At 68.2% G+C, this 25,099-nt stretch carries 25 protein-coding genes and 1 tRNA gene; 13 read left to right on the top strand and 13 right to left on the bottom strand.

All coding sequences use genetic code 11. From position 1 onward, the window contains the following. The 4 genes from EV649_RS06105 to EV649_RS06090 form a co-directional block, all read right to left on the bottom strand. Positions 1-774: a maleylpyruvate isomerase family mycothiol-dependent enzyme gene (locus tag EV649_RS06105; protein ID WP_130381307.1), complete on the bottom strand. Its 774-nt coding sequence runs from the start codon at positions 772-774 to the stop codon at positions 1-3. Between the two features lie 59 nt (positions 775-833). Next, complete coding sequence (gene dnaN, locus EV649_RS06100; protein ID WP_130381305.1) at positions 834-1,967, bottom strand: DNA polymerase III subunit beta; 1,134 nt, start codon at positions 1,965-1,967, stop codon at positions 834-836. A gap of 111 nt (positions 1,968-2,078) precedes the next feature. After that, positions 2,079-2,921: a S1 family peptidase gene (locus EV649_RS06095; RefSeq protein WP_241997773.1), complete on the bottom strand. Its 843-nt coding sequence runs from the start codon at positions 2,919-2,921 to the stop codon at positions 2,079-2,081. A gap of 72 nt (positions 2,922-2,993) precedes the next feature. Beyond that, positions 2,994-3,602 carry an AAA family ATPase gene (locus EV649_RS06090; protein WP_130381301.1) on the bottom strand — a complete coding sequence of 203 codons (609 nt, stop codon included), beginning with the start codon at positions 3,600-3,602 and terminating at the stop codon, positions 2,994-2,996. Between the two features lie 211 nt (positions 3,603-3,813). Between EV649_RS06090 and EV649_RS06085 the strand changes: the two genes are divergently transcribed. Beyond that, positions 3,814-4,458, top strand: a complete 645-nt coding sequence (locus tag EV649_RS06085; RefSeq protein WP_130381299.1) for a hypothetical protein — start codon at positions 3,814-3,816, stop codon at positions 4,456-4,458. Positions 4,459-4,669: 211 nt separating this feature from the next. Here EV649_RS06085 and EV649_RS06080 read toward each other — a convergent pair. Beyond that, a tRNA-Arg gene (locus tag EV649_RS06080) sits at positions 4,670-4,743 on the bottom strand. A gap of 162 nt (positions 4,744-4,905) precedes the next feature. Between EV649_RS06080 and EV649_RS06075 the strand changes: the two genes are divergently transcribed. From EV649_RS06075 to EV649_RS06065, 3 genes are all read left to right on the top strand, one after another. Beyond that, the gene (locus tag EV649_RS06075; protein ID WP_130381297.1) at positions 4,906-6,405 is read left to right on the top strand and encodes a PrsW family intramembrane metalloprotease; all 1,500 of its coding nucleotides are present in this window, start codon (positions 4,906-4,908) and stop codon (positions 6,403-6,405) included. 537 nt (positions 6,406-6,942) lie between these two features. Further along, positions 6,943-9,588, top strand: coding sequence for an AAA family ATPase (locus tag EV649_RS06070; protein ID WP_241997771.1), 2,646 nt, complete (start codon positions 6,943-6,945; stop codon positions 9,586-9,588). Beyond that, on the top strand, positions 9,585-11,264 hold the full coding sequence (locus EV649_RS06065; RefSeq protein WP_130381293.1) for a GTPase: 1,680 nt from the start codon (positions 9,585-9,587) through the stop codon (positions 11,262-11,264). Before EV649_RS06070 ends, EV649_RS06065 begins: the two co-directional genes overlap by 4 nt. A gap of 59 nt (positions 11,265-11,323) precedes the next feature. Here the strand turns inward: EV649_RS06065 and EV649_RS06060 are convergent, their stop codons facing one another. Together EV649_RS06060 and EV649_RS06055 are read right to left on the bottom strand one after the other, a co-directional pair. Further along, on the bottom strand, positions 11,324-11,941 hold the full coding sequence (locus tag EV649_RS06060; protein ID WP_241997768.1) for an SRPBCC family protein: 618 nt from the start codon (positions 11,939-11,941) through the stop codon (positions 11,324-11,326). A gap of 81 nt (positions 11,942-12,022) precedes the next feature. Beyond that, positions 12,023-12,517 carry a single-stranded DNA-binding protein gene (locus tag EV649_RS06055; RefSeq protein ID WP_130381291.1) on the bottom strand — a complete coding sequence of 165 codons (495 nt, stop codon included), beginning with the start codon at positions 12,515-12,517 and terminating at the stop codon, positions 12,023-12,025. Positions 12,518-12,666: 149 nt separating this feature from the next. Between EV649_RS06055 and ettA the strand changes: the two genes are divergently transcribed. The 4 genes from ettA (at position 12,667) to EV649_RS06035 (ending at position 15,880) form a co-directional block, all read left to right on the top strand. Further along, positions 12,667-14,349, top strand: coding sequence for an energy-dependent translational throttle protein EttA (gene ettA, locus EV649_RS06050; RefSeq protein ID WP_130381289.1), 1,683 nt, complete (start codon positions 12,667-12,669; stop codon positions 14,347-14,349). 105 nt (positions 14,350-14,454) lie between these two features. Then, positions 14,455-14,787, top strand: coding sequence for a helix-turn-helix transcriptional regulator (locus EV649_RS06045; RefSeq protein WP_130381287.1), 333 nt, complete (start codon positions 14,455-14,457; stop codon positions 14,785-14,787). Beyond that, entirely contained in the window at positions 14,784-15,263 is a 480-nt protein-coding gene (locus tag EV649_RS06040; RefSeq protein ID WP_241997759.1) for an SRPBCC domain-containing protein, read from the top strand. The genes EV649_RS06045 and EV649_RS06040 overlap by 4 nt, the downstream gene beginning before the upstream one ends. After that, positions 15,260-15,880 carry a dihydrofolate reductase family protein gene (locus EV649_RS06035; protein WP_130381285.1) on the top strand — a complete coding sequence of 207 codons (621 nt, stop codon included), beginning with the start codon at positions 15,260-15,262 and terminating at the stop codon, positions 15,878-15,880. The genes EV649_RS06040 and EV649_RS06035 overlap by 4 nt, the downstream gene beginning before the upstream one ends. A 1-nt stretch (position 15,881) precedes the next feature. On the opposite strand, the gene EV649_RS06030 is transcribed toward EV649_RS06035, so the two are convergent. The 3 genes from EV649_RS06030 to EV649_RS06020 are packed head-to-tail and all read right to left on the bottom strand — an operon-like array spanning position 15,882 to position 18,039. After that, on the bottom strand, positions 15,882-16,640 hold the full coding sequence (locus EV649_RS06030; RefSeq protein WP_130381283.1) for a hypothetical protein: 759 nt from the start codon (positions 16,638-16,640) through the stop codon (positions 15,882-15,884). A gap of 39 nt (positions 16,641-16,679) precedes the next feature. Then, entirely contained in the window at positions 16,680-17,552 is an 873-nt protein-coding gene (locus tag EV649_RS06025) for an aminoglycoside phosphotransferase family protein (RefSeq protein ID WP_130381281.1), read from the bottom strand. 40 nt (positions 17,553-17,592) lie between these two features. Next, positions 17,593-18,039, bottom strand: a complete 447-nt coding sequence (locus EV649_RS06020; RefSeq protein ID WP_198682326.1) for a MarR family transcriptional regulator — start codon at positions 18,037-18,039, stop codon at positions 17,593-17,595. Between the two features lie 83 nt (positions 18,040-18,122). Here EV649_RS06020 and EV649_RS06015 point away from each other — a divergent pair, with 83 nt between their 5' ends. Continuing rightward, on the top strand, positions 18,123-19,469 hold the full coding sequence (locus EV649_RS06015; protein ID WP_130381279.1) for an NAD(P)/FAD-dependent oxidoreductase: 1,347 nt from the start codon (positions 18,123-18,125) through the stop codon (positions 19,467-19,469). On the opposite strand, the gene EV649_RS06010 is transcribed toward EV649_RS06015, so the two are convergent. Then, positions 19,466-19,924, bottom strand: a complete 459-nt coding sequence (locus EV649_RS06010; protein WP_130383558.1) for a MarR family transcriptional regulator — start codon at positions 19,922-19,924, stop codon at positions 19,466-19,468. The two genes, EV649_RS06015 and EV649_RS06010, sit on opposite strands and share 4 nt — an antisense overlap. A 151-nt stretch (positions 19,925-20,075) precedes the next feature. Between EV649_RS06010 and EV649_RS06005 the strand changes: the two genes are divergently transcribed. After that, a complete protein-coding gene (locus EV649_RS06005; protein ID WP_130381277.1) occupies positions 20,076-20,645 on the top strand; it encodes a YceI family protein in 570 nt (189 codons plus the stop codon). Positions 20,646-20,685: 40 nt separating this feature from the next. Here EV649_RS06005 and EV649_RS06000 read toward each other — a convergent pair whose 3' ends face one another. Then, positions 20,686-21,285, bottom strand: a complete 600-nt coding sequence (locus tag EV649_RS06000) for a TetR/AcrR family transcriptional regulator (protein ID WP_198682325.1) — start codon at positions 21,283-21,285, stop codon at positions 20,686-20,688. 97 nt (positions 21,286-21,382) lie between these two features. Here EV649_RS06000 and EV649_RS05995 point away from each other — a divergent pair, with 97 nt between their 5' ends. The 3 genes from EV649_RS05995 to EV649_RS05985 are packed head-to-tail and all read left to right on the top strand — an operon-like array spanning position 21,383 to position 24,525. Continuing rightward, complete coding sequence (locus EV649_RS05995; RefSeq protein WP_130381275.1) at positions 21,383-22,528, top strand: acyl-CoA dehydrogenase family protein; 1,146 nt, start codon at positions 21,383-21,385, stop codon at positions 22,526-22,528. Positions 22,529-22,552: 24 nt separating this feature from the next. Then, on the top strand, positions 22,553-23,773 hold the full coding sequence (locus tag EV649_RS05990) for an acetyl-CoA C-acetyltransferase (RefSeq protein WP_130381273.1): 1,221 nt from the start codon (positions 22,553-22,555) through the stop codon (positions 23,771-23,773). After that, positions 23,773-24,525 carry an SDR family oxidoreductase gene (locus tag EV649_RS05985; RefSeq protein WP_130381271.1) on the top strand — a complete coding sequence of 251 codons (753 nt, stop codon included), beginning with the start codon at positions 23,773-23,775 and terminating at the stop codon, positions 24,523-24,525. Before EV649_RS05990 ends, EV649_RS05985 begins: the two co-directional genes overlap by 1 nt. Here EV649_RS05985 and EV649_RS05980 read toward each other — a convergent pair. Beyond that, a complete protein-coding gene (locus EV649_RS05980; RefSeq protein ID WP_241997757.1) occupies positions 24,522-25,088 on the bottom strand; it encodes a TIGR03086 family metal-binding protein in 567 nt (188 codons plus the stop codon). The genes EV649_RS05985 and EV649_RS05980 overlap by 4 nt on opposite strands. Positions 25,089-25,099 lie beyond the last annotated feature (11 nt).

Here is a 25,099-nt window from a genome sequence, read left to right as displayed (position 1 = left end):
TCATCCAAAGCTGACGCGCTCCCGGTAGTACTCGAGAAGATCCTTGTCGCCGTCCACCTCGATCATCTCGTCACGGCGTTTGTACAGATGCAGCAGGAGGCTGGTGACCGAGCCGCGGACGGTCACGGCGGCCGGCTCGGCGCTGTGGCGCCACCGGATCGCGTCGCCGGTCAGGTCGACGACCCACGACTGCTCCGGCGCGGCGAACTTCAGCATGCGGCCCGGCGCGAGCAGTTCGCGCATCCACGGGTGCACCTCGAAGTGGAGCGGGAGCGCCCCGAGCTCCATCCACTCGTCGATCCCGTCGGTCGCGACCTCAGGGTCCAGCTCGTACGCCACCCCGAGCGCCAGCGCCGCGTCGGCCCGGTGCATCACGGTCTCGTGCGCCATCCGCCGCGCGGTGAATCGGGTCGTCGGCTCGTCGATCGGCATCCGGATCGGTACGTCGGGACCGGCGGTGCGCAGCGCCTCGGCCAGCTCCCGTGCGCCGTCGACGATCCAGCCGGCGAGTTCGGGGACTGCTTCGTCGGTGCACTCGGACGCGTCGGCGTACCAGTGCGTCGGGTCGCGGAACTCGTCGTCGGGCGGTGCCTCGCCGGTCCTGGCGATCGCGGTCGCCTCGCGGTGCGCTCCGCCGACGTGACGGGCCAGCTGCCCGACGTTCCACCCGGGACATGACGGGACCGCAGTACCCAGGTCCTTGCCCTCGCTCAGGTGGCCGGCCAGCAGCTCGGCCTGCTCGACGATCAGTGCGCAGTGCCGCTCGAACTCCATCTGCTACTCCTCCGCTAGGTCTGTGCCTTCTGGTCGGAGCTGTAGATGGCAGCTTGACATCAGGTCGGCAGGCGCATCGGCATCAGGATGTAGGCCGAGTCGGCTGTCGGCGCATCGTCGGGGGAGCGCAGGCCGGTCAGGTTGGCCGGTTTGGTGGGTTGGGTGAAGGCGAAATGTGCGATCGGGGTGCCCAGCGACGCCAGGCCGTCGAGCAGGTAGCCGGCGTTGAAGCCGGTCACGACCGGTTCGCCGGTGAGCGTGACCTCGACGGCCTCTGAGGCCTGCGCCTCTTCACCGTTGCCCGCGTCGAGCGTCGCCGTACCGTCCGCGAAGGTGACTCGCACCGGCGACGACCGCTCCGCCACCAGCGCCACCCGCTTGACGACCTCGACCAGCGCGGCCGTCTCCACGGTGACGGTGCTGGTGATCGCGCCCTCGGCGGGGATCAGCCCGCGAACCTTCGGGAACTCGCCGTCGATCAGCCGGCTCGTCGTCCGCCGCCCACCGCCCGCGAACCCCATCAACCCATCCCCGGTGCGGGTCGAACCGAGCGCAAGCGTCAGCCCGTGACCCGACATCGCCTTGGCGACGTTCGCGAGCAGTTTGGCGGGCACCAGCACGTTCGCCTCGACGCCGGCGTCGACCGGCTCCCACGGGAACGTCCGGACGGCCAACCGGTACCGGTCGGTGGCCAGCAGCGAAATGGTCGACCCGCGGAGCTCCAGCCGGATCCCGGTGAAGACCGGGAGCGTGTCGTCCCGGCCGGCCGCGCTCACCACCTGCGCGACCGCGTGCGCGAAGACGTCCCCGTCGACCACGCCACTCACCGCGGGCATCTCCGGCAACGCCGGATACTCGTCGAGCGGCAAGGTGTGAAGGACGAATCGGGCGGCCCCACTGCTCACCTGGACCCGAGCGGCCTCACCGCTCAGATCCACCGAGTCCCGGGGCATGCTCCGGCAGATGTCCGACAGCAACCGCCCGGACACCAGCACCCGCCCCTCGTCGGCCACCTCGGCCGGCACGCTGACCTGCCCCGAGCTCTCGTAGTCGAATCCGGACAACGTCACCTGCCCGTCCGCCGCCTCGACCACCATCCCGGCCAGAATCGGCACGCTCGGCCTGCTCGGCAGCCCACGCGCAACCCATCCGACAGCCTCGGCCAGCACCTCACGCCCGACTCGAACCTTCATCCCTGCTCCTCCCCATCGACAGGACCAACCCAATCAGTCGCCACCGACAGTTTCTGAACGCGAACGATCCGGCCGCACACCAGGCGCGGCCGGATCGTCAACGAGCGAAGGTCAGTAGACAGTCACGCCGTACGCCGAAGCGGCTTCGGTGACGGGCTGGAAGAACGTCGTACCTCCGCTGCTGCAGTCGCCGCTGCCGCCGGACGTGATGCCGAGCGCCTTCATGCCGTCGTACAGCGGGCCGCCGGAGTCACCCGGCTCGGCGCACACGTTGGTCTGGATCAAGCCGCCGACCTTGCCTGCGCCGGAGTACCGCACCGTGACGTTGAGAGCTGTCACCTTGCCGCTGTGAGTGCCGGTCGTTGAGCCCTTGCGGGTGACACTCTCACCGACAAAGGCGTTGGCCGCCGTGAAGCCGCCCGGGTGGCTCAGCGAGGTGTTCGTGTACTGCACCAGCGCGTAGTCGTTGCCAGGGAAGCTGTAGCCGGCCGTCGGGCCGATCAGTGTGCTGTGGCTGGAGTTGGTGTACCAGGTCTTGGCGACCTTGCCGCAGTGGCCGGCTGTCAGGAAGTAGTAGCTGCCACCCTTCTGCACGTTGAAGCCGAGCGAGCAGCGGTACTGCCCGCCGTAGATCGCGTCACCGGCTGACAGGAGCGGCCTGAAGACACCACTCGTGCGGTTGACCTGCACACCGTCGCGCTGCAGCGACGCAAGGTCTTTGGCGGACACGGTGCTGTCGGCTGTCACGACAACCTTGCCCGCGGCCGCATCGGTGTACCAGGCGACCCCTCGTGCGGCGGACTGCTCGACAGCGGACTGCGCCGCGGCCAGCTGCGCAGCCGGAGACGGAGCCTTCGCCTCCGCCGGTACGGCGTACAGCGATGCTGCGACCGCACTGACGACGGCAAGGAATTGGCCGGTACGGCGCACGCGTGACGAACGTTCGATCCTCACGGGTTCCTCCTGAGGCATCACGGGACCGAGTGGGCGGGGTCCCTCGACATCCACATATGTTCCCGCGTGAGGTCAGCGGCAACCAGACCTCATGCCTTGGTTACCGAACGCGATCAGCTCCACCTGATCGGCTTCACGCCGTGACAGGACGACCGCCGACAGTGCCCCCGGCACCACGCTGGCCGGGTCACTCGCGGCGCTCGCGACCACATCCGGCCACCGTCGGCAATGGGTCTCCATGCTGGTCGAGCGCACGACCCGGCCGCGGGCCCACTGGCCGGAGCGGGCTACGTCTCCCGGTACGTCGAGGAGGACGAGGTGCAGCGGCAGGCCTGCTTGGCGGGCACGCCAGCCGATGAGGTGCCGCGCCCAGGGGCGGGTGGCGCAGTCGTGGATCACCAGGGGACCGCGGCCGGGGCGCATCGCGTTCAGGAGCGTCACGTAGTACATGAGATGCACGAGTGGTCGCCACACGGCGTAGGGGAGTGCTCCGAGGACGGGCATCCAGCGCTCGCGGATGTGCGCTGAGTCGAGCACCCGCACAGTGCTGCTGTCGGCGAACACCCGGCGCAGGAACGTGCTCTTTCCTGCGCCGGGTATGCCGGCCAGCACTACGACAGCGTCAACGGCGTACCGCAGCTCCCGTCCCCGGAGTACTCCTTCGATGACTCCTGCATGCATCAGTTCGTCCTTCCCACGCGTACCGGTAAGACGAACGGCACGCGTGGATCGCCCCGAGAACGAACTGAGAAGTCGCTAGGAACTCCCTGAGAGCCTCAGCCCCAGTGTTATCCACATCCGAATGCCGAGGTAACACGGTGGGCCGCGTCGAACCCGGCTCCTAGCGTCCAAGTATCGGACGACCAGGAACCCCGCTCAAAGGAGGCCCGAAATGGCAGGTTTGCGACCCGCGGTGATCGCCGCGGTAACGGCAGCTTTCACGATTGTCGCCACCGGAGTGGCGGCGATCACGTCACCTTCCAACCGCACGCCGACCGACCGACGCAGAGGCATGAGATTCACGGGACGACGCCTACTGACGGCGTTAGCGCTCGCGACGCTCTGTGTCGGGATCGGGTCGACCTCGGCGATGGCGCAACCGCCGGCCTGGGAGACGATCACGGTCGACGATACTTATCTGCTCCCGATTACCAGCGCCACCTGCGGGTTCGAGGTCTACAAGCACGACTTCGGGACACTCGAGATTCAGACCATCGAACTGTCAGACGGCACTGTCCGGATCCACGACGTCGCCGTCCGCATCGACTCGGTCATCTCCGCGCCGTCCACCGGCCAATCGCTGCTCGTCCATCCGGCCGGCCCCGGCGGTCGCAACGTCACCCTGCACCCGGACGGCTCGATCACGTATCTCGCGCACGGAACCGACGGCATGATCACGGTGGAAGGGGTCGGGTTGGTCTACGCCTCAAGCGGCATGCACCGAATCGAGACTGACGCGAGCGGCAACGTGACAGAGGTAGAGCACGGCCTCCACTCGGAGAACTACAGCGCTCTCTGCCCGACCCTGGCGGGATAGCCGGCGGCTAGCCGGTAACGGTCGTTGTCATCGTCGGGCCGGCTCCGGGTGGGCTGTCCACCCGGAGCCGCGACGTCAGTCACGAAGCGACGTGCCAAGGCCGCCTCGGTGCCACGACCACGCGGCGCCATAGTCGCCGTAGCCCCACGTGGAGCCGATTGGCTAGGATCTGTGGGTGCCCGACCCGCGGCTGACCTGCGTGTTCGCGGAGCGCCCCCGGCAGGATTCGAACCTGCGACCCACAGATTAGAAGTCTGTCGCTCTATCCAGCTGAGCTACGGGGGCGAACGGCAGGGAAGAGTCTCTCAGATCGCCAGGTGCTCTCGCCTCTGGGTTCCCGATCGTGGTGGTTCCGGGCGCGGCGAAGTACAGGGCTGTCGTTCCATCCCGGTAACGCTGAGTGGGTGGTCCTGCCGCTGGATCTGCACCCCAACTAGGCTGCGGGGCATGAGTTACCCCTCACCAGGCCAGTCCGGCGCGCCGCAACCCGCGGCGGGGTCGGCGTACTCGCCCGGCGGACCGTACCCGCAGCCCAACGTACTCGGGAAACATCCCGTGCCCGGGCAGCGGCGGAACCGTGGCGTGCTGATCGGCATCGTGATCGCTGTGGTCTTCGCGATCGCGGGTCTGGTGATCTTCGGAATCGTGGCCAAGTCGACCGGCGCCGGCGGCTTCACCTGGGGCCTGGTCTTCGCGTTCGTCCCGGTCATCCCGGTGATCGCGCTCTACCTCTGGCTGGACCGGTACGAACCCGAGCCGACGAAGTACATCGTCTTCGCGCTCTGCTGGGGCGCGTTCATCGCCACGCTGGCCGCCATCTTCATCAACACCGAGGTGTCGCATCGGCTGGCCGAGACCGGCGTCGGCGGCGACCGGTCCGCAGTCTTCGTCGCGCCGCCCGTGGAGGAGTTCGCCAAGGGTTCGGTGATCCTGCTGCTGGCGCTGGTCCGGCGCAAGGAGTTCGACGGCATCATCGACGGCCTGGTGTACGCCGGGATGGTGGGCGTCGGCTTCGCCTTCACCGAGAACATCCTGTACTACGGCCGCGTCTTCAACACGCTCTCCGAGGAGGCCGGCAGCGACGCCGGTCTGCGCGGTGCGTTCGCGCTGTTCATCATCCGCGGCGTGATCTCGCCGTTCGCGCATCCACTCTTCACGTCGTTCACCGCGATCGGTATCGGCGTCGCGATCCGGCACCGAAGTACCGTCGTACGGTATCTGGCACCGGTGGTCGGGTATCTGGCCGCGGTACTGGCGCACGCGGCGTGGAACGCGTCCGCGAGCTGGGCCGGCGGTGGGGGCTTCATCCTCGCGTACCTGTGCCTGATGGTGCCGCTCTTCATCTGCCTCGTGGTCTTCGCGCTGGTGATGCGGTCCCGGGAGGGGCAGATGATCGCGTCGAGGCTGTACGACTATGTGCGGTTCGGCTGGCTGGTGCCGCAGGACGTACCGCTGATCGCGACGCTCCGCGGGCGCAAGGCGCTGCGGCAGAACGCGCGGCGCTACGGCTCCCAGGCGGAGGTGGCCGCGAAGGCCTTCCAGCACAACGCCACCGAACTTGCGTACCTGCGAGACAAGATCGTCCGCCAGGTGATCGGGCCCGAGGCGCTGGAGACCGAGAAGGCGCTCCTCGACGAGCTCCGGGGACGGCGCCCGAGCGTCCCGTTCCCGCCGATGCCGGCGTTCGCCCAGGCCGCCCCGCAGTACGCCGGCGCACCTGTGCCACCCGGCGTGCCGATGGGACCCGGCGGGCCAATGCCCGGACCGGGTGGCGGACCGGTGGGCCAGGGCCCGTATCCGCGGCCGCAGGATGGTTATCCGCCTGCTCAGCCCGGGTATCCCTCTGGGCAATCCGGTCACGGAGACGGTCAGCCCAGTTACCCACCGGGACCCCCTGGTCAACAAGGACCGTCGGGAGGATACGGTCCGTATCCACCACCGCAGTGACTGCCACCCGTCCACGCCGCCAAACGGGGATGACGATGACTTTGCTTCTGCGCTGTCCGACCGGGCACTCTGTGCTCGTGGGCGGACACCGTGGCTGACATCAGGTCAGCAGCAGGTGAAGGTTCGGAACCGCGGGTTCCGAACCAGGATCAGCCTGCCCAGGAGCTGGCGAACCTCATCGCCCAGTCAACCCCCAAACCCCGAGGCTTCTGGCGCCGCCGACGCCGCAAGTCCACCCCCGAAGAACCAGTTCAGCCCGACCAGCCCACGCCCGCCGACGCCTCAGCCAACGACTCCGCCTCAGACACCGAGGCAGGCGAGTCTGGCTCAGCGACCCAGGCGGGCGACGGCGCAGATGCTCCGGCTGAGGACGGTGCTGTGGGTGGCTCGTCCGCAGAGGCCGCTGCTGAGCCGGTAGGTGCCGAGCCCAACGGTGCCCCGGACGACGGTCCTGGAGAAGACGGTCAGGTTGAGGGGCGCGCGGACGGAGAAGCAGGAGATCGTGCAGACGGCCAGGCTTCGGCTGGGTCGGACGGCGTGGACGATGGTTCGTCGGCGGCTGGGGAGGCTGAGGGCTCGACTGGTACGTCGGGGACCGAGAGCGGCGGCGTACCTTCGGAGAGCCCGGGAGACCGGCAGCGGTCTGCTGTTGGCATCGTGTACGAACCTGACGAGTCTCCTGACGGCTTCCCGCTCGAGTTCGGCAACATCATTGTCGGTCTTCCCAAGCAGGGGGAGAACTCCGGAGCAGCGGCCGACGCGGACGCGGCGGGCGAGGCGCAGACGGGGGACGCGCAGGTCACGGTGCAGGCTGAGGAACCAGCAGGCGCCGACGCGACGGCGGCCGGCGACGACGAGCCCGTTCATGACGCTGCACCCGTCGCTGCGGATGAGCCTGCAGATGATGCGGCGGATGACGCCGCAGATGACGTTGCAGCTGACGCCGACGATGACGATGCCGATGAGGTTGCGGCCGACGGCTCGGACGGGGCCGATGGAAGCGAGTCCGCTCAGACCGCGGATGAATCAGCAGACTCGTCCGACGAGTCTCCTGTCGGGACGGCTGACCAGTCCCAGGACGACGCCGCAGATTCGGATGACGCCTCCGCCGAGTCGGCGACTGACTCGGCGACGGACAGCACCTCCGACGCGGACGCCGAAGCCGAAGTTGCAGACGACGCGGGTGCGGATGACGGCGCGGTCGCAGATGCGCAGGCGGACGAAGGTGCGGAGGCAGACGCTGCCGACGAGGACCCGGCCCCGGCTGATGCTGCGGGCAACGACTCGGTGGGTGAGGGCGAGGACGGCGCTGCGGGTGGTGGGGCGGCGGACGGTGCCGACGGTGTTGAGGATGCTGGCGAGGAGTCGGCGGGAGACGCTGCGGAGGATGCTGGGGAGGAGCTGACTGCGGAGCAGTTGGGGGAGCGGTTGGCGGCTGAGCAGGCTGCTATGGCTTTGATTACTGCTCTGATGAAGTTGCGCGGTGTGCTGGCCGGTAGTCAGTTGCCGTTGGAGGTTGTGGGGGCTGACGAGGCTCGGCAGCAGCAGAAGTCGATGCTGGATCAGCTGGACGACTACCTGTTGCCGCGGCTGGTGCAGCTCGAAGCGCCGATTCTGGCGGTGGTCGGTGGGTCAACCGGGGCTGGAAAGTCGACACTCGTCAACACCGTGATCGGCAAGGTCGTGAGCGAGCCGGGTGTACTGCGGCCGACGACGCGGTCCCCGGTACTGATCCATCACCCGGCGGATGCCGACTGGTTCGTGGGGGACCGGGTGCTGCCGGGGATGGCGCGGACGAGTTCGGACGAGCCTGGTGGGATGGAAGACGCGGGACAGTTGCGGCTGGTTGCGGCCGACAGCGTTCCGCGCGGACTGGCGATTCTGGACGCGCCGGACATCGACTCCGTCGTCGAGGCGAACCGTGATCTTGCGACGCAGCTGCTCGCGGCGGCCGATCTCTGGCTGTTCGTGACGACGGCGGCCAGGTACTCCGACGCGGTGCCGTGGGAGTTCCTGCAGAGCGCCTCGGATCGCAGTACGGCGGTCGCGGTCGTGCTCGACCGGGCGCCGAGCGAGACGATCGACGACATCACCGGGCACCTCGCGCAGATGCTGCTCGAGCGCGGGCTCGGCGACTCGCCGCTGTTCTCGATCCAGGAGACAGTTGTTGACGGCAACGGGATGTTGCCGCAGCAGTCCGTTGCCTCGATCAAGGACTGGCTGGTCGACCTGGCGGCTGACGCGGAGGCGCGGGCGTCCGTCGTCCGACGCACCCTGCAGGGCGCGGTCAGTGCGATGGTGAAGAAGACCCCGCCGTTCGCGGCCGCAGTCCGGGCGCAGGCCGAGACCGCTGTCGAGCTACGGACCTCGGTGGAGTCGGCGTACGACCAGGGCGTCAAGGACATCGCGAAGGCGTGCCAGGACGGGACACTGCTGCGTGGCGAGGTGCTGGCCCGATGGCAGGAGTTCGTCGGGACCGGCGAGCTTCTGAAGGGGCTGCAGTCCAATGCCGGCCGGCTGCGGGACCGGTTGAAGAGCTCGCTCGGCAACAAGCCGGCGGAGACCCGCGACGTCAGCGACGCGATCCAGTCCGGCTTGGAGTCGCTGCTGCGTGAGCACGGGGCTGCCGCCGCGGAGCGCGCCGAGAAGGTGTGGCAGGCAACCGCTCCTGGTCGCCAGCTTCTGGCTGCAGCCGAGGCCGACCAAGCCGCTAACGGTGCCGAGGGCAACGATGGGCGGTCGCTCGGCGCGATGTCGGAGGAGTTCCCGGCAGCGGCGAGCCGCACGGTGTGGGAATGGCAGACGTTCGTCCTCGATCTGGTCCGCCGAGAGGGCGCGGACAACAAGTCGACGGCACGAATCCTGGAGTACGGCGTCAACGGGCTCGGCCTTTCGCTCATGGTGGTGGTGTTCGCCAGCGGGGCCGGCATCCCGAAGGGTGCTCAGACCAGTGCAGGCACGGGCAGTGCGGTCGTCGGGAGGCGGCTGCTGGAGGCAGTTTTCGGCGACAAGGCCGTTCAGGGCATGGTCGATAGGGCACGCGAGGATCTTGACGGTAAGGTTCATGCCCTGATGGATGCCGAATTCGCCCGCTATCTGGCTGTCCTTGACCAGCATCCGGTCGACGCCGAGACGGCCAGGCTACTGACGGAGGCCGCGCGCGCGGTGGAGGACTGCACGTGACGGAAACAGTGGATACGGTCGAGACCCCGACGCGGGCCGAGACCGATGTCCTGAAGAAGATCGACGCGCTCAAGGCGGCCGCGGAGGCCGGCGACGGACGGCTGGACCCGGTGGTGCTCACCGAGGCCACGCAGATCGTCGACCGTGCCGGGCAGCGCCTGCGCATGTCGGGCGACCTGACGGTGGTCGCGCTCGCGGGCGCGACGGGCTCGGGGAAGTCGTCGCTGTTCAACGCGCTGACCGGGCTCGATCTGGCCGCGATCGGAACGCGCCGGCCGACCAGCTCGATGCCGCTCGCCTGTGTCTGGGGTGACGAACCGGCCGGTGAGGTGCTGACCTGGCTGGGCATCCCGCGCCGGCACCAGGTGCAGCACCGCAGCTCGCTCGAGGACGCCAGGTCCGAGGACCTGGACGGACTGGTCCTGCTGGACCTGCCTGACCACGACTCGACCGAGGTGGAGCACCGCTTGATCGTCGACCGGCTGGTGGAGCTGGTCGACATGCTGGTGTGGGTGGTGGATCCGCAGAAGTACGCCGATGCGGCACTGCACAACCGGTACATCAAGCCGTTCGCCTCGCATTCCGGGGTGATGGTGTTCGCGCTGAACCACATGGACAAGCTGACGCCGGAGCAGCGCAAGAGCTGCCTCGACGACCTGGACAAGCTGCTCAAGTCGGACGGCCTCAAGTCGCCGACGGTCGTTGCCACGTCGGCGGTCAGCGGTGACGGTCTGGAAGAGGTTCGCTCCCTTCTGGTCAAGCGGGTCAGCAACAAGCGCTCAGCGCGCGTGCGGCTCGCGGCCGATGTCGATCGGGTCGCGGACCGGATGGCGAGTCAGTGCGGCAACGCCAAGACGCCGGAGATCGCCGAGGCCGATGTGACCGAACTCGTCGACTCGCTCGCGGACGCGAGTGGGTTGACGGTGGTGTCGGACGCCGTACGGCGCTCGTACCTGCAGCGCGCCCGGGCTGCGACGGGATGGCCGCTGACCAAGTGGCTGGGCCGGTTCCGTCCGGATCCGTTGCGGCGGCTGCACGGCGACCAGGTGTCGCGCGAGGAAGGCAGGGCGTTGCGCAAGTCCGCGGCGAGCGAGGTCGCGATCGCCCGCTCTTCGTTGCCTGCGGCAACTCCGGTGCAGCGGGCGCGGATGGACGCGGCGGTCCGCACGATCACGAACAAGGCCGCCGAAGGACTTTCCCGTCCGTGGGCGGACTCGGTGCGCTCGGCGATCCGGCGGCGCGAGGAGTCGCTCGGCGACGAGCTCGACCAGGCCGTCGCTCGGACGGACCTCGGTGTGTCCAGCCATCCCGGGTGGTGGAGCTTCGCCCGCGTGGTGCAGTGGCTGCTGTTCCTCGTGACGCTCGGCGGCGCCGCCTGGCTGATCGCCTTGCTGGTGGCGCGGATCGCTGATCGGAACGATCCGCCGCTGCCGGAGTGGAACGGCATCCCCTACGCGTGGATCATGCTGGTCGGTGGTGGCGTCCTGGGGCTGGCGCTCTCTTTCGTGTGCCGGCTGGCCGCCACGAGCGGAGCGCTGCGGCGGTCCAGGCAGGTTGCGACGGCACTGCGGGCCGAACTGGTGAACGTCGCCGACAGCCACGTGGTTGCACCGGCCCGCGAGGAGCTTGCGGCCTACACCAAGTGCCGCGACAGCGTCGCCGTCGCCCGCCAGTAGTCCTACCGGCGGGCAGGCGACGCTCGACCGCCGTACGTCCCAGGTGAGACGACGTGCAATCAGAGCTCGGCGTCTGGTGCGTACTGCGACAGGGAGATCTTGGCAGCGCTGAGGAGGTCCTCCTCGGTGGTGGTGCCGGACGCCCGGATGGCTTCGATCCAGGCGCGGACGGACTGCTCGTTGTAGTCGATGACCTCGGGGGAGTCGGCCATCTGCACCGGGTCGGTCTCGGCCGGCAGCTCGCCGGAGACGTAGAGCGCCAGGCCGAGCAGGCCGCCGTCCCAGCCCGGACCGACCCACAGTGCGCCGGAGCCACCGGGCGCCGGGGCCTCGCCCATCGAGTGTTCGAGTTCGAGCTCGGTGGAGGAGCCAGCGCCGGGCAGCAGCCGCAGCTCGAGCAGGCTGCTCGGGCCGCCGAACGTCACCTTGAAGCTCTTCGGCGGGTCGCACTCCAGGATGTCGCCGCCGGCGTTGCCCTCCAGCTGGAACGAGCCGCCGACCTTGAGGTCCCCGGTGACGGGCATGAACCAGCGCCGCATCCGCTCCGGGTCCGTCAGCGCGTCCCACACCTCCGCCGGCTCGGCCTGGTAGGAGCGGCGCATCAGCACCGTCACGGTCTCGCCGGTGCGGCTGACCTCGCGCTGGACCGCGTTGATGTGCTCGAGGATGTCGATCACGGATGGTTCCCTCTCCTGCTCGGCTGCTGAGACGATCCTCAGAATGCCGGGCAGGACTTATATAAGTCAAGATTGAGATAGTCATGCCGCCTCCGCCGTCGCGGACAGCGGGAGCGGTGCGACGGAGTACTCGTCGGGCGGGAACGGCGCGGCGGTCGTCTCGGCCGGGCGTTCGGCGGACTCGACGGGCGTGCGGACCGAGTCCGTGCGCGGCGCGTTCTTCGCGAAGGTCGTCGTACCGCGGTTGAGGTCGTGGCCGAGAGAGAAGGCTTCGAGGATGACGCGGCTGTGTTGTTCGCCGGAGTCGTCGGTCCATTCGTGAGTGCGGAGGCGGCCGGTGACGATGACGGGCTGGCCGATCCGGAGGGAGTCGAAGGCGTTCTGGGCGAGGCTCCGCCAGCACTGCACCGTGTACCACGTGGTCGGCTTGTCGACGTAGGTGTTGAGGGATCTGTCGAACTGGCGGGGAGTGGAGCCGAGCCGGAAGCTCGCGTGCGGAGTCTGCCGGATCTCCTTGAAATCGGGTTCGCTGCCGATCCAGCCCACAACAGTGAGGTAGGTGTCGCCGAGGCTCATGACGGTTCCTTCCGTTCGGAGAGCGATGTGCTGTCACCCGGAGAAGGTGCACCTGTCGCACCCCGATCGGCGCCCCGAACTTCGGGTCTGTGGACAACCGCCACGGCCTGGTTGGGAAACGGGCCACCCGAGCACATAGGCTCTGGGGTATGGCGGAATTCATCTACACGCTTCGCAACGTCCGGAAGGCGCACGGCGACAAGGTCGTTCTCGACAATGTCACGCTGAACTTCCTCACCGGCGCGAAGATCGGCGTGGTCGGGCCGAACGGCACCGGCAAGTCCTCGCTGTTCAAGATCATGGCGGGGCTCGACCAGCCCTCCAACGGCGAGGCCCGGCTGGCCGAGGGTGCGACGGTCGGGATCCTGCTGCAGGAACCGCCGCTGACCGAGGGCAAGACCGTGCTGGAGAACGTCGAGGAAGGGGTCGGCGACACCAAGCAGAAGCTGGACCGCTTCAACGAGATCTCCGCCGAGCTGGCCGACCCGGACGCCGACTACGACACGCTGCTGGCCGAGATGGGTGACCTGCAGACCGAGCTCGACCACCGCAACGCCTGGGATGTCGACGCCCAGTTGGAGCAGGCGATGGACGCGCTGCGGTGCCCGCCGGCCGACGTACTGGTGGACAACCTGTCCGGTGGTGAGCGCCGCCGGGTCGCGCTGTGCAAGCTCCTGCTGCAGCAGCCCGACCTGCTGCTCCTCGACGAGCCCACCAACCACCTGGACGCGGAGTCCGTGCTGTGGCTCGAGCAGCACCTGCAGAAGTACCCCGGCGCCGTCATGGCGATCACCCACGACCGGTACTTCCTGGACAACGTGGCCGAGTGGATCCTGGAAATGGACCGCGGCAAGACCTACGGGTACGAGGGGAACTACTCGAAGTACCTGGAGACCAAGCAGCAGCGGCTCGTCGTCGAGGGCGCGAAAGACGCGAAGCGCGCGAAGATCCTGGAGCGCGAGCTCGAGTGGGTCCGGTCGAACGCGAAGGCCCGGCAGACCAAGAGCAAGTCCCGGCTGGCCCGCTACGAGGAGCTCGCGGCCGAGGCCGAGCGGTCGCGGAAGCTGGACATCGACGAGATCAACATCCCGGCGGGCCCGCGACTGGGCAGCACCGTGCTCGAGGTCTCGAAGCTGGAGAAGGGTTTCGGCGACCGCAAGCTGATCGACGGCCTGAGCTTCAGCCTGCCGCGGGCCGGCATCGTCGGCATCGTCGGCCCGAACGGCGTCGGCAAGTCGACGCTGTTCCGGATGATCGTCGGCGAGGAGCAGCCGGACGCCGGCTCGCTCAAGGTCGGCGATACGGTCAAGATCTCGTACGTCGACCAGTCGCGCGGCGGCCTGGACCCGAAGAAGACGGTCTGGCAGCAGGTGTCCGACGAGCTCGACTACATCAAGGTCGCGAACTTCGAGATGCCGAGCCGGGCGTACGTCGCCTCGTTCGGTTTCAAGGGCCCGGACCAGCAGAAGCCGACCGGCGTCCTGTCCGGCGGTGAGCGGAACCGGCTGAACCTGGCGCTGACGCTGAAGATGGGCGGCAACCTGCTGCTCCTCGACGAGCCGACCAACGACCTGGACGTCGAGACCCTGCAGTCGCTCGAGGACGCCTTGCTGGAGTTCCCGGGCTGTGCGGTGGTCGTGTCCCACGACCGGTGGTTCCTGGACCGCGTGGCGACCCACATCCTGGCCTGGGAGGGTGGCGACGACGACCCGGCGAAGTGGTTCTGGTTCGAGGGCAACTTCGCCTCGTACGAGGCGAACAAGGTCGAGCGACTCGGCCCGGAGGCGGCGCGGCCGCACCGCGTCACGTACCGCAAGCTCAAGCGCGACTGAGTACGCCGTCGAAGGACCCCGTCTCCACGCAGGAGCCGGGGTCCTTCGTACTTTCCGACACTTAGCCCTTGCGCTAACTATCGAGTCGTGACAATACTTAGCCTCATGGCACAGTATTCGGCGGAGGTCGACGGCGTGTTCGTGGCGCTCGCCGATCCGACGCGGCGGAGGGTGATCCGGCGGCTGGGACGAGGACCGACGAGCGTGGGGGAGCTCGCCGCGGAGTTCCCGATCACGTTGCCCTCGTTCATGAAGCACGTCCGGACGCTCGAGTCGAACGGCCTCATCCGCACGGTGAAGACCGGGCGGGTCCGGACCTGTGTGCTCAATCGTGAACGGCTGGAACTGGTGGACGACTGGCTCGCCGAGCAGCGGCGGATCTGGGAGGACCGCACCGACCGGCTGGAGCGTTTCGTCACAAGGGAAGAGGAATCGTGAGTAGTGAACTGTTCGATCCGGAGCTGGATCTGCTGGTGGAGCGGGTGATCCGTGCGCCCCGGAAGACCGTGTGGCGGGCGTGGACCGATCCGAAGCGGTTCGAGCAGTGGTGGGTGCCGGCTCCGGCAGTCTGCCGCGTCGAGCGGCTGGACGTGCGGCCGGGCGGGGCGATCGTGACGCGGCTGAGCGAGGACGGCGGCGAGTTCGTCCCGCATCTCGACGCGGTGATTCTGGCCGCCGACAAGCTCGAGCGGATCGCGTTCACGAATGCGATCGACAGCACGTGGCGTCCGGCGGATCCACAGCCGATCGCGGTGACGGCCGACGTGTTCCTGGAGGATCACCCGGACGGTACGGCGTACCGGATGGTTGCCCGGCATGGCGATCCCACGAGTCGCAGGCGGCACGCGGAGCTCGGCTTCGCCGACGGTTGGGGCACCGTCATCGAGCAGCTCGCAGCGTTGGTCGAGCGATGAGGCTCGTACTGACGGAGTTCGTCACGCTCGATGGCGTCAGTCAGGGTCCGGGGTCGCCGACCGAGGACGCGAGCGACGGTTTCACCCGCGGCGGCTGGCTCGTGCCGTACATCGACGAGCTGTTCGTACGGCGGACCGCCGAGTGGCTGGAACGCGCCGACGGCCTACTGCTCGGGCGACGCACGTACGACGCCTTCGCGCGGGACTGGCCCCAAATCACTGACCCCGACGACCCGTACACCGAGCGGATGAACTCACTGCCGAAGTACGTCGTGAGCAGCACGCTCACCGCAGGCACGTGGCATCCGACGACCGTCCTGCGCAGTCTCGACGACGTCGAGGAGCTGAAACGACAGGCGGGCGGTGAGCTGCAGATCCATGGCAGTGCGCGACTCGGGAACGCGCTGCTGAAGGAAGGGGTGGTCGACTTGGTCCGCTTGGTCGTCGCGCCGACCGTGCTCGGCAGCGGGAGGCGGTTGTTCGAGCATCCCGTCGACGCGGCAGGGCTGCGGCTCACGGCGCAGGAGGCGACGCCGAGCGGTCTGCTGCTGCTCGAGTACGAGACGGTCGGTGCTGCTCCGGTGGCAGAGTACGAAGGCGTGACGGCGTACCTCTGAGTCAGCCGTCGCCGCCCCCTCCACCATCGAAACCACCGCCGTCGAACCCGCCGCCCCCGTCGAAGCCGCCGAAGTCGTGTCCGCCAGCGTCTCCCCAACCGCCGATCGCACCACTTTGTGCCTGGAAGCTGGCGATAGCGATGTAGCTCGCGCCCGCACCGGCAGTGAAGTACCCCATGCCGTACGGCGTGATTGCGGCCCCGGCCTCCCAGTACGGGACCCGGCGGCTGCCGTACCGGACGTAGCGGACCTCCGGCTCGTCACCGGCGCGGATGCGGGCGGCGTCCTGCGCACACGCCGGCACGGTCCGGGTGCCGACCTTCGGCTGGGTCCAGACGATGTCGATCGTCGACGGCCCGTGCTGCGGGTTGAAGAAGCACGGCACCCGCCGCTCCGGCACGGGCACGCCCCGCATACGCGCCTGGACGCAGGTGATCGCGTAGCGTCCCGTCGCCAAGGTGTCGGTGACCGAGCTGATCCCGTCGGCCTTTCGGATCCCCTTGACGGCCCGCTGCGCCGCCTCGTACGCGTCGAGCGCGACCTGGTAGTCCGACCGCGCGTCGGGGTCGAGCGGGTGCCCTTCCACCTGCGTGTCCAGCCGCCGCAGCTCCTCGCCGAGCAGCGTCACATCCTCGTCGGCCAGCTTGCGGATCTCCTCCAGTTCCTCGGCGTCACCGCGCTGTGCGGCTCGTCGGTCCCAGAGGTACCTGCCCGCGAGCGCCAACCCTCCGCCCCCCAAGGCGGTCAGCAGCCACCACATCTTCCGACGGTAGCGCCGACGAGCACTCGCGTCTGCGTGCTAGACCGTATGAGTCTGATAGTCGGTCAAAACGTTGTCGATGACTCGGAGGTCCTCGGTGATGAGGGCCTTCCACAGAGCCCACCCGCGGGCGCGGGCCCACGTGCCCGGGTCGTGATCGACAGCATCCCGGAACGCGGCGCGGGACGAGCCGGAGAAGAACGTGTAGGCGATGACCAGGTCGCAGGCAGGGTCGCCGACGCCCGACGTACCGAAGTCGATCACGGCGGACAGCTGACCGTCCTGGACCAGGAGGTTGCCGTTGGCGATGTCGCCGTGGAACCACACCAGCGGCCGATCCCATGACGTCGCCAGCGCCGCGTCCCACACCTCACGCGCGAGATCGGTGTCGATTCGCTCCTTGAGTACGGCGAGGGCCGCGAGCGTCTCGTCGTGGTAGTACTCCGGTGGAGCGCCGCGATGGAAGCTGTGCGCACCTGCGAGTGGTCCACCGGTCGCGTCGATGTCCTGCAAGGCCAGGATGAACGCCGCGATCGACCGTGCGAACTCGTCCAGATCGGCAATGGTTTCGACCGACGCGGTTTCGCCCGGGATCCACCGCCGGATCGCCCACGGATACGGATACCCCTCACCGGGCGCGCCCTTGGCCACCGCCTCGGGAATCTCGACCGGCAGCTGCGGGCCGAGAACCGGCAACCACTGGTGTTCCTTGTCGACAGCGGCCACGTAGCTCGTGTGCGTCGGCAGCCGCGCGGTCAGCCCGGAGCCGAGCCGGTACGTCCGGTTGTCCCAGCCGTCGATCTTGACCGGCGTCACCGGCAGGTCGGCCCACTGCGGGAACTGCTGCGCGATCAAGCGCCGTACCAGGTCTGCGTCGATGCCGGCGCGGCCGTCCTGATGGAAATCCGTCATCGCGCAAGCGTCCCGAAACCTCGCTGCGGTCTCAAAGTGTTTAGTCCAGGACTACAGCGTTGTCGACCGCGTCCTTGAGGAAGGCCGAGATCGTCTTCAATTCGTCGACGGAGCGGGTCGCCAGTACGGCGTGCATGCTCTCGCCCTGCTCGGCGTACAACGGCACCAGCTTCTCCTGGATCGCCTCCAGCGACGGCGTGACGACGACCTTGCGGCGGTCACGCGGATCGGACTCCCGGGTGACGAAACCGTGTGACTCCAGCCGGTCGATCACGCCGGTCACGGTGCCCGACGTCAGGCCGGTGTGCTCGGCGAGCTGCCGGGGCGTCATCGGGCCGTAGGTCTGCAGCAGCGTCATGAACTGGGAGTCGCTGGCGCCGAGGCCGACCTTCGCGGAGACCGCGTGGTTGAACAGCACCACGCCGGCGATGAACCGAACCATCCGCTGCTGGATCTCGCCGGCGAGCTCTTCTCGGGAACTGGTCATGGTCCGCCTCAGCATAGGGCTTGCATTTCTCTCGGATCCCCAAGATACTCGGCTTACCAAGATACTTGAAGAGACGAGGGATCATGAAGGTGCTGGTAATCGGCGGTGGGACGGGCGGGCTCGCGTTGGCACACGGTCTGCAGCGGGCCGGGATCGAGGTATCCGTGTTCGAGCGCGACGCGCTGCGGACGGACGGCCTGCACGGCTACCGGGTTGGCATCGACCCCGACGGCAGCCGGGCGCTGCATGCGCTGCTGCCGAAGGAGCTCTACGACACGTTCGTGGCCACGAAGGCGCGCGACCCGAAGTACTTCAACATGCTGACCGAGGATCTGAAGGAGCTGCTCTCGCTCGAACTGCCGGAGTCGACCGACCCGGTGGAGAGTGAGAAGTCGATCAGCCGGATGACTCTGCGCCAGGTGCTGCTGACCGGCCTCGACGGCATCGTGGAGTTCGGCAAGGAGTTCACCCGCTTCGAACAGCACGAAGACCACGTGACGGCGTACTTCGCCGACGGTACCAGCGCCACCGGCGGTCTCCTGGTCGCCGCCGACGGTTCAGGATCCCGCGTACGCCGTCAGTACCTGCCGCAGGCGAAGACCGAGCAGACCGGGATCGTGGCGATCGCCGGCAAGCTCCCGATCACCGCCGAGAGCGCCAAACTCGTGCCGCCGAAGGTGTTCGAGGGGATCTCGCTGGTCAATGCGCCGCGGGGGTTCGCCTGCATCCTGCACGTGATGGAGTTCCAGTGGGACCACGACGGGAATCTCAAGGACGGGATCGGCGGCAACACCGAGGAGCTGATCCGCCGCTGGCCGGGACTGCAGTTCGACAACACCCGCGACTACATCAACTGGGGGCTGTCGGCGGCCAAGGACAAGCTGCCCGCGAACATCATGGAGCTCCGCGGCGCGGAACTGATCAAGACGGCGCTGGATGTGACGCCCGGCTGGCACCCGAACCTGCGCCGGCTGTTCGAGCTGACCGATCCGGGCACCTGCTTCCCGGTGAACATCTGGACCTCGGTCCCGCTCGACCCTTGGGAGAGCAGCAACGTCACGCTGCTCGGGGACGCGATCCACACCATGACGCCCGGTCGCGGCGTCGGCGCGAACACGGCGCTCCGCGACGCCGTGAACCTGTGCCGGAAGCTCATCGATGTCCGTGACGGCAGGCGAGAACTCGTCCCGGCCGTGCGTGACTACGAGGCCCGGATGATCGAGTACGGCTTCGACGCGGTCCTCAAGTCGCGCGCGCAGATGACGTCCGACGATCCGGTGCACAAGCCGGGCATCGGCCGGCTGGCGCTGGCAGGCATGCGTACGGCGATGCGCACGGTCAACCACCTACCGCCGGCCAAGCGGCGGATGCGCGACCAGATGATGACCTACCGCGGCGCCAACCGCGATGAGCTGACCCTGGAGATCTAACGCTGGCCGATGTGCTCGGAGACAGAGTCGAACACGCGGCCGACCGCGGCGAAGTCCTCGGGGCTCGCGAGGTCGACCAGGTTCTCCCGGACGCCTTCGACGTGGTACGGCGCGGCCTGCTCGAGCAGGGTGAGCCCCGCGTCGGTCAGCTCGGCCCACACGCCACGCTTGTCGCTCGTGCACGACGTACGGCGGACCAACTCGGCGGCCTCGAGGCGGCCGACGGTGTGCGTCAGGCGGGACCGGCTCTGGTGCAGCCGGTCGGCGAGGTCGGCCATCCGGAGCCGCCGGTCAGGCGCCTCGGAGAGCCGGACCAGGATCTCGTAGTCGTTGATCCCGAGGCCGAACTGGCGCAGGTCGTCGTCGAGTTTGGCCATCAGGCGTGCGGTGCCCAGCAGGTACGCACGCCACGCGACCTGCTGCTCGGCGTTGAGCCACCGAGTCCCCCGGTCCATCTCAGTCTCCATCGTCACGGGAACAGTGTAGCGGGAATGTAGTTGACTTTTAAACCGTTGATCCCTACTGTCGTAGTCATCGGTTGAAGATTTAACTATAGACCTGGCTGCGTCGCCCCCGACCAGCAACAGCACTTTCCGAGAGGACCCCATGAGCGACACCACCACCGGCACCCTGACCAGCAGCATCCCCGGCCTGGTCGCCGGCACGTACGCCATCGACGCCGCGCACAGCGAGATCGGCTTCACCGTCCGCCACCTGATGACCAAGGTCCGCGGCACCTTCCAGGAGTTCAGCGGCGAGATCGTCGTCAAGGACACCATCGAGGATTCTGCGACGAACGTCTCCGTCGAGCTGGGCTCCGTGCACACCCGCAGCGAGCAGCGCGACGGTCACCTGCGCTCCGGCGACTTCTTCGACGCCGAGAACAGCCCGAAGATGACCTTCGTCAGCTCCGCGATCAAGCCCGAGGGCGACGACTACGTCCTGGCCGGCGAGCTCACCATCAAGAACGTCACCAAGCCGATCGAGCTCGCGGTCGAGTTCCTCGGTGTCGACCAGAACGCGTACGGCCAGACCATCATCGGCTTCGAGGCCTCCGCGTCGATCAGCCGCAAGGAGTGGGGCATCGACTTCAACGTGCCGCTCGAGGGCGGCAAGCTGCTGATCGGTGACAAGGTGGACATCCACCTCGACGTCCAGGCGGCACTGCAGGCCTGATCTCCGGCAAGCCCCCGCGCCAGGTGGTGCGGGGGCTTTGCTATGCCTGGACCATGCGGTGCGCGAGGTCGGCGTACAACTTGCCGAGGGCTGCGGGGTCGCCGCGGTGGGGGGTGTACCAGCGGGCTACGTCGATGGACAGCGAGAGTACGGCGAGAGTCGTGCCGGGCAGGTCGGCGACGGCGAAGGAACCGTCCTGTACGCCGTCTGCCAGCACCTGCTCGATCTGCGCGGAGATGGCGCGGCGGATCGTCGCGACCTCTGCCAGGTGCTCGGGGCTCAGTGCTGCCAGCTCGTACTGGACCACTCGCGCGATCGTGTGGTGTTGCGCGTGCCAGGCGGTGAAGGCGGCGACCAGAGAGCGCAGCCGGTCCGCGGGGGCCGGGCCGGTGTCGGCGGAACGCAGTACGTCCAGGGCGGCGTTGTGGCCGTACAGGCTGATCTCGAAGAGCAGGCGTTCCTTGGACGGGTAGTGCACGTACAGGGCGGCCGGACTCATCCCGGCGCGGGAGGCGATGTCGCGGGTCGTTGTGGCCTGGTAACCGCGTTCCGCGAACGCGTCGACGGCGCCGGTGAGCAGCCGGCGGGCTGCGGCCGGCTGAACGTGCTCCCACACCAGGGGATCGGTGACTGCGGACACGTTGACACCTTGCACCAAACGCGTGAAGCTAAGCAAGCGCTTAGCGAAGCGGAAAAATGTGCACAGCGCCACGCATCTCACACCTTGGGGAGGCCTCATGGAGCGCGTCATCTTCAACGAGGATCACCACGCATTCCGAGCCAGCGCCAAGGAGTACTGCGAACGCTCGCTGGTGCCGCGGATGGACCAGTTCCTCGAAGAGAAGACGATCGACCGCGCTGCCTGGCTGGAGGCCGGCAAGCAGGGCTTCCTCGGGCTGGACGTGCCGGAGGAGTACGGCGGATCGAGCGTCGGCGACTACCGGTTCAACGCGGTGTTCGCCGAGGAGGTGTCGAAGGTCTCCGCGTCGCTGTCGAGCTGCTTCGGCATCCACTACGACTGCTGCGCGCCGTACCTCGTGGATCTCGGGACCGAGGAGCAGAAGCAGCGCTGGCTGCCCAAGTTCTGCGCCGGTGAGTACGTCGCCGCGATCGGGATGACCGAGCCGTCGGGTGGTTCGGACCTGGCCGCGCTGAAGACGACCGCGAAGAAGGCCGACGGCGGCTGGGTGCTGAACGGGTCGAAGACCTTCATCACCAACGGCGACATGGCCGACCTGGTCATCGTCGCCGCGCGGACCGACCCGTCGAAGGGCGCGAAGGGCATCACGCTGTTCGTGGTCGAGGAGGGCATGGAGGGCTTCGCCCGCGGCCGCAAGCTCGACAAGGTTGGCCAGACCGAGTCCGGTACGTCGGAACTCTTCTTCGAGGACGTGTTCGTCGGTGACGACAACGTGCTCGGCGAGGTGGACCGCGGCTTCATCCACATGATGGAGCGGCTCGCGCAGGAGCGCGTCGGCGCCGCGGTGTCGAACATCGCGCACGCGACGCAGATCCTCGACGAGACGATCGAGTACGTGAAGCAGCGCAAGGCGTTCGGCCAGCCGGTCGGCTCGTTCCAGTACAACAAGTTCCTGGTCGCCGAGCTGGTCACCAAGGCCGAGGTCACGCAGGCGTACGTCGACAACGCGATCGTCGCGCACGACGAGGACCGGCTGTCCGCGGTCGACGCCGCGAAGACCAAGTGGTGGAGCGCCCACGTGCAGAACGAGATCCTGGACGCGTGCGTCCAGCTGCACGGCGGGTACGGCTACATGAACGAGTACCGGGTCGCCCGCGCCTGGCGCGATGCCCGTGTGACCAAGATCTGGGCCGGCTCGAACGAGATCATGAAGGAACTCATCGGCCGCGACTTGGGCCTGTGAACTGGCCTCTAGGGAGGACCTGCAATGCCTGAAGCAGTCATCGTGTCCACGGCCCGCTCGCCGATCGGCCGTGCGCACAAGGGGTCGCTGACCACGATCCGGCCGGACGACCTCGCCGTACAGATGATCAACGCGGCGGTCAGCAAGGTCGGGCTGACCGGTGACCAGATCGAGGACCTGGCGCTCGGCTGCGCGGAGCCGCACGACGAGCACGGCGGCAACATGGCGCGTCGGGTCGCGGTCCAGCTGGGCTGGGACAACACGCCGGCGACCACGGTCAACCGGTTCTGCGCGTCGTCGACGCAGACCGCGCGGATGGCGTACCACGCGATCAAGTCCGGTGAGGGCGACATCTTCGTCAGCGCGGGCGTCGAGTGTGTCTCGCGGTACAAGAACTTCGGCTCGGCCGGGGTCGGTGACCCGAGCTCGTTCAACGAGGTCTTCACCGACGCGGTCGCGCGGACCGAGAAGTACGCAGAGACCAACGACACCTGGCACGACCCGCGCGAGGACGGGCTGATCCCCGACATCTACATCTCGATGGGGCAGACCGCCGAGAACGTGGCGACGCTGCGGGGTATCAGCCGCGCGGACCAGGACGTGTTCGGCGTCCGCTCGCAGAACCTGGCCGAGAAGGCGATCAACAACGGGTTCTTCGAGCGCGAGATCACGCCGGTGACGCTGCCGGACGGGACCGTGGTGAGCAAGGACGACGGACCGCGTGCCGGTACGACGCTGGAGAAGGTCAGCCAGCTCAAGCCGGTGTTCCGCCCCGACGGCACTGTGACGGCCGGCAACTGCTGCCCGCTGAACGACGGCGCTGCAGCGGTCGTGATCATGAGCGACACCAAGGCGCGCGAGCTCGGCCTGACGCCGCTGGCGCGGATCGTGTCGACCGGGGTCAGCGGGCTGTCGCCGGAGATCATGGGCCTCGGTCCGGTCGAGGCGTCGAAGCAGGCGCTGGCGCGGGCCGGGATGAGCATCAGCGACATCGGCCTGGTCGAGATCAACGAGGCGTTCGCGGTCCAGGTGATCGGGTCGGCGCGTGAGCTCGGCATCGACGAGGACAAGCTGAACGTGCACGGCGGGGCGATCGCGCTCGGCCACCCGTTCGGTTCGACCGGCGCGCGGATCATGACCACGCTGGTGAACGGCCTGCAGTTCGAGGACAAGCAGTTCGGTCTCGAGACGATGTGCGTCGGCGGCGGTCAGGGGATGGCGATCGTTCTCGAGCGCCTCAGCTGATGGCGCTGGACGGCCGAACGGCGATCGTCACCGGAGCGTCCCGCGGTATCGGGCTGGCGATCGCGCAGCGCCTGGTGGCCGATGGCGCTCGCGTCGTCATCACCGGCCGGACCCAGGAGACCCTCGACGAGGCGGTCAAGACCCTGGGCGGCCGGAAGCACGCGCTGGCCGTGGCCGGGAAGGCGGCCGACCCGACGCACCGGGGCGCGGTCGTGGCCGCGGCGGTGGCGACGTACGGATCGGTGGATCTGCTGGTCAACAACGCCGGCATCAACCCGATCTACGGGAAGCTGCTGGACGTCGACCAGACGGTCGCGGCCAAGATGGTGGACACCAACGTGCTGGCCACGATCGCCTGGGTGAAGGCCTGCCGGGACGCGTGGATGCGCGCCCACGGCGGGGCCGTGGTCAACCTGTCCTCGGTGGCCGGTCTGGGGCCGTCGCCGGGCATCGGGTGGTACGGAGCGACCAAGGCGATGCTGTCCCGGGTCACGCAGGAACTGGCCGTCGAGCTGGCTCCGGAGATCCGGGTGAACGCCGTGGCTCCGGCGGTGGTCAAGACCAAGTTCGCCGGAGCGCTCTACGAAGGGCGTGAGGACAAGGTGGCGTCGACGTACCCGCTGCGTCGGCTGGGCCGGCCGGAGGACGTCGCCTCGCTGGTGTGGTTCCTGCTGTCCGACGAGGCGTCGTGGATCACCGGCCAGACCATCACCATCGACGGCGGCCTGATGCTGAACGGCGGGATCGCCTAGGGCTGGCGGCCCTGCCAGCCAGCCAGTTGGTCGTACGGCGACGCGTCGGCAGACACCTGTACTACCGGGCCGAACGGAACGTGCCCGCCGCGCTGCTCGGCCGGGACGTACTGGCGCACCATCGGAAGCACCTGCGTCGCCAGAGCGTCGTCCAGCTGGTCGAGACGACCAGTGGCCTTCGCCAGGTCCCAGGAGTGCGTGGTGAGCTCACCTGTGTACGCAGCGATGGCAGCTGCGCCGGGCAGGGTGCCCCACGGCAGCTTGCAGATCTGGCCGAGTACGGCGTCGTCGGCGAGGGTGTCGTCCAGTGACACCCGGCGTTCCTTCCAGGCAGCCGGCACGTCGTCGACGCCAGTTGTCACCACCGGAATCGTCAGCGGGTCGCCGCCGTTCAATGCGAGGTCGATGCGCGCGACGACGGTCAGCAGGTGGCCCAGCAGTGTGCGGACGTCGTACTCGTCGCAGGGGGTCGGTAGGTCGAGGTCGTCGGGCCCGGTGGTGTTGACGAGGTGCTCGGTCTGGTCGAGGGCGCGGACGAACAGTGCGCGTGGGTCGTTGGTCATGGAGACAGCTT

It is taken from the genome of Kribbella sp. VKM Ac-2569 (assembly GCF_004216905.1).
GTDB lineage: Bacteria > Actinomycetota > Actinomycetes > Propionibacteriales > Kribbellaceae > Kribbella.
Note: the sequence above shows the minus strand (reverse complement) of the source record. Positions and strands in the feature narration are given on the sequence as shown.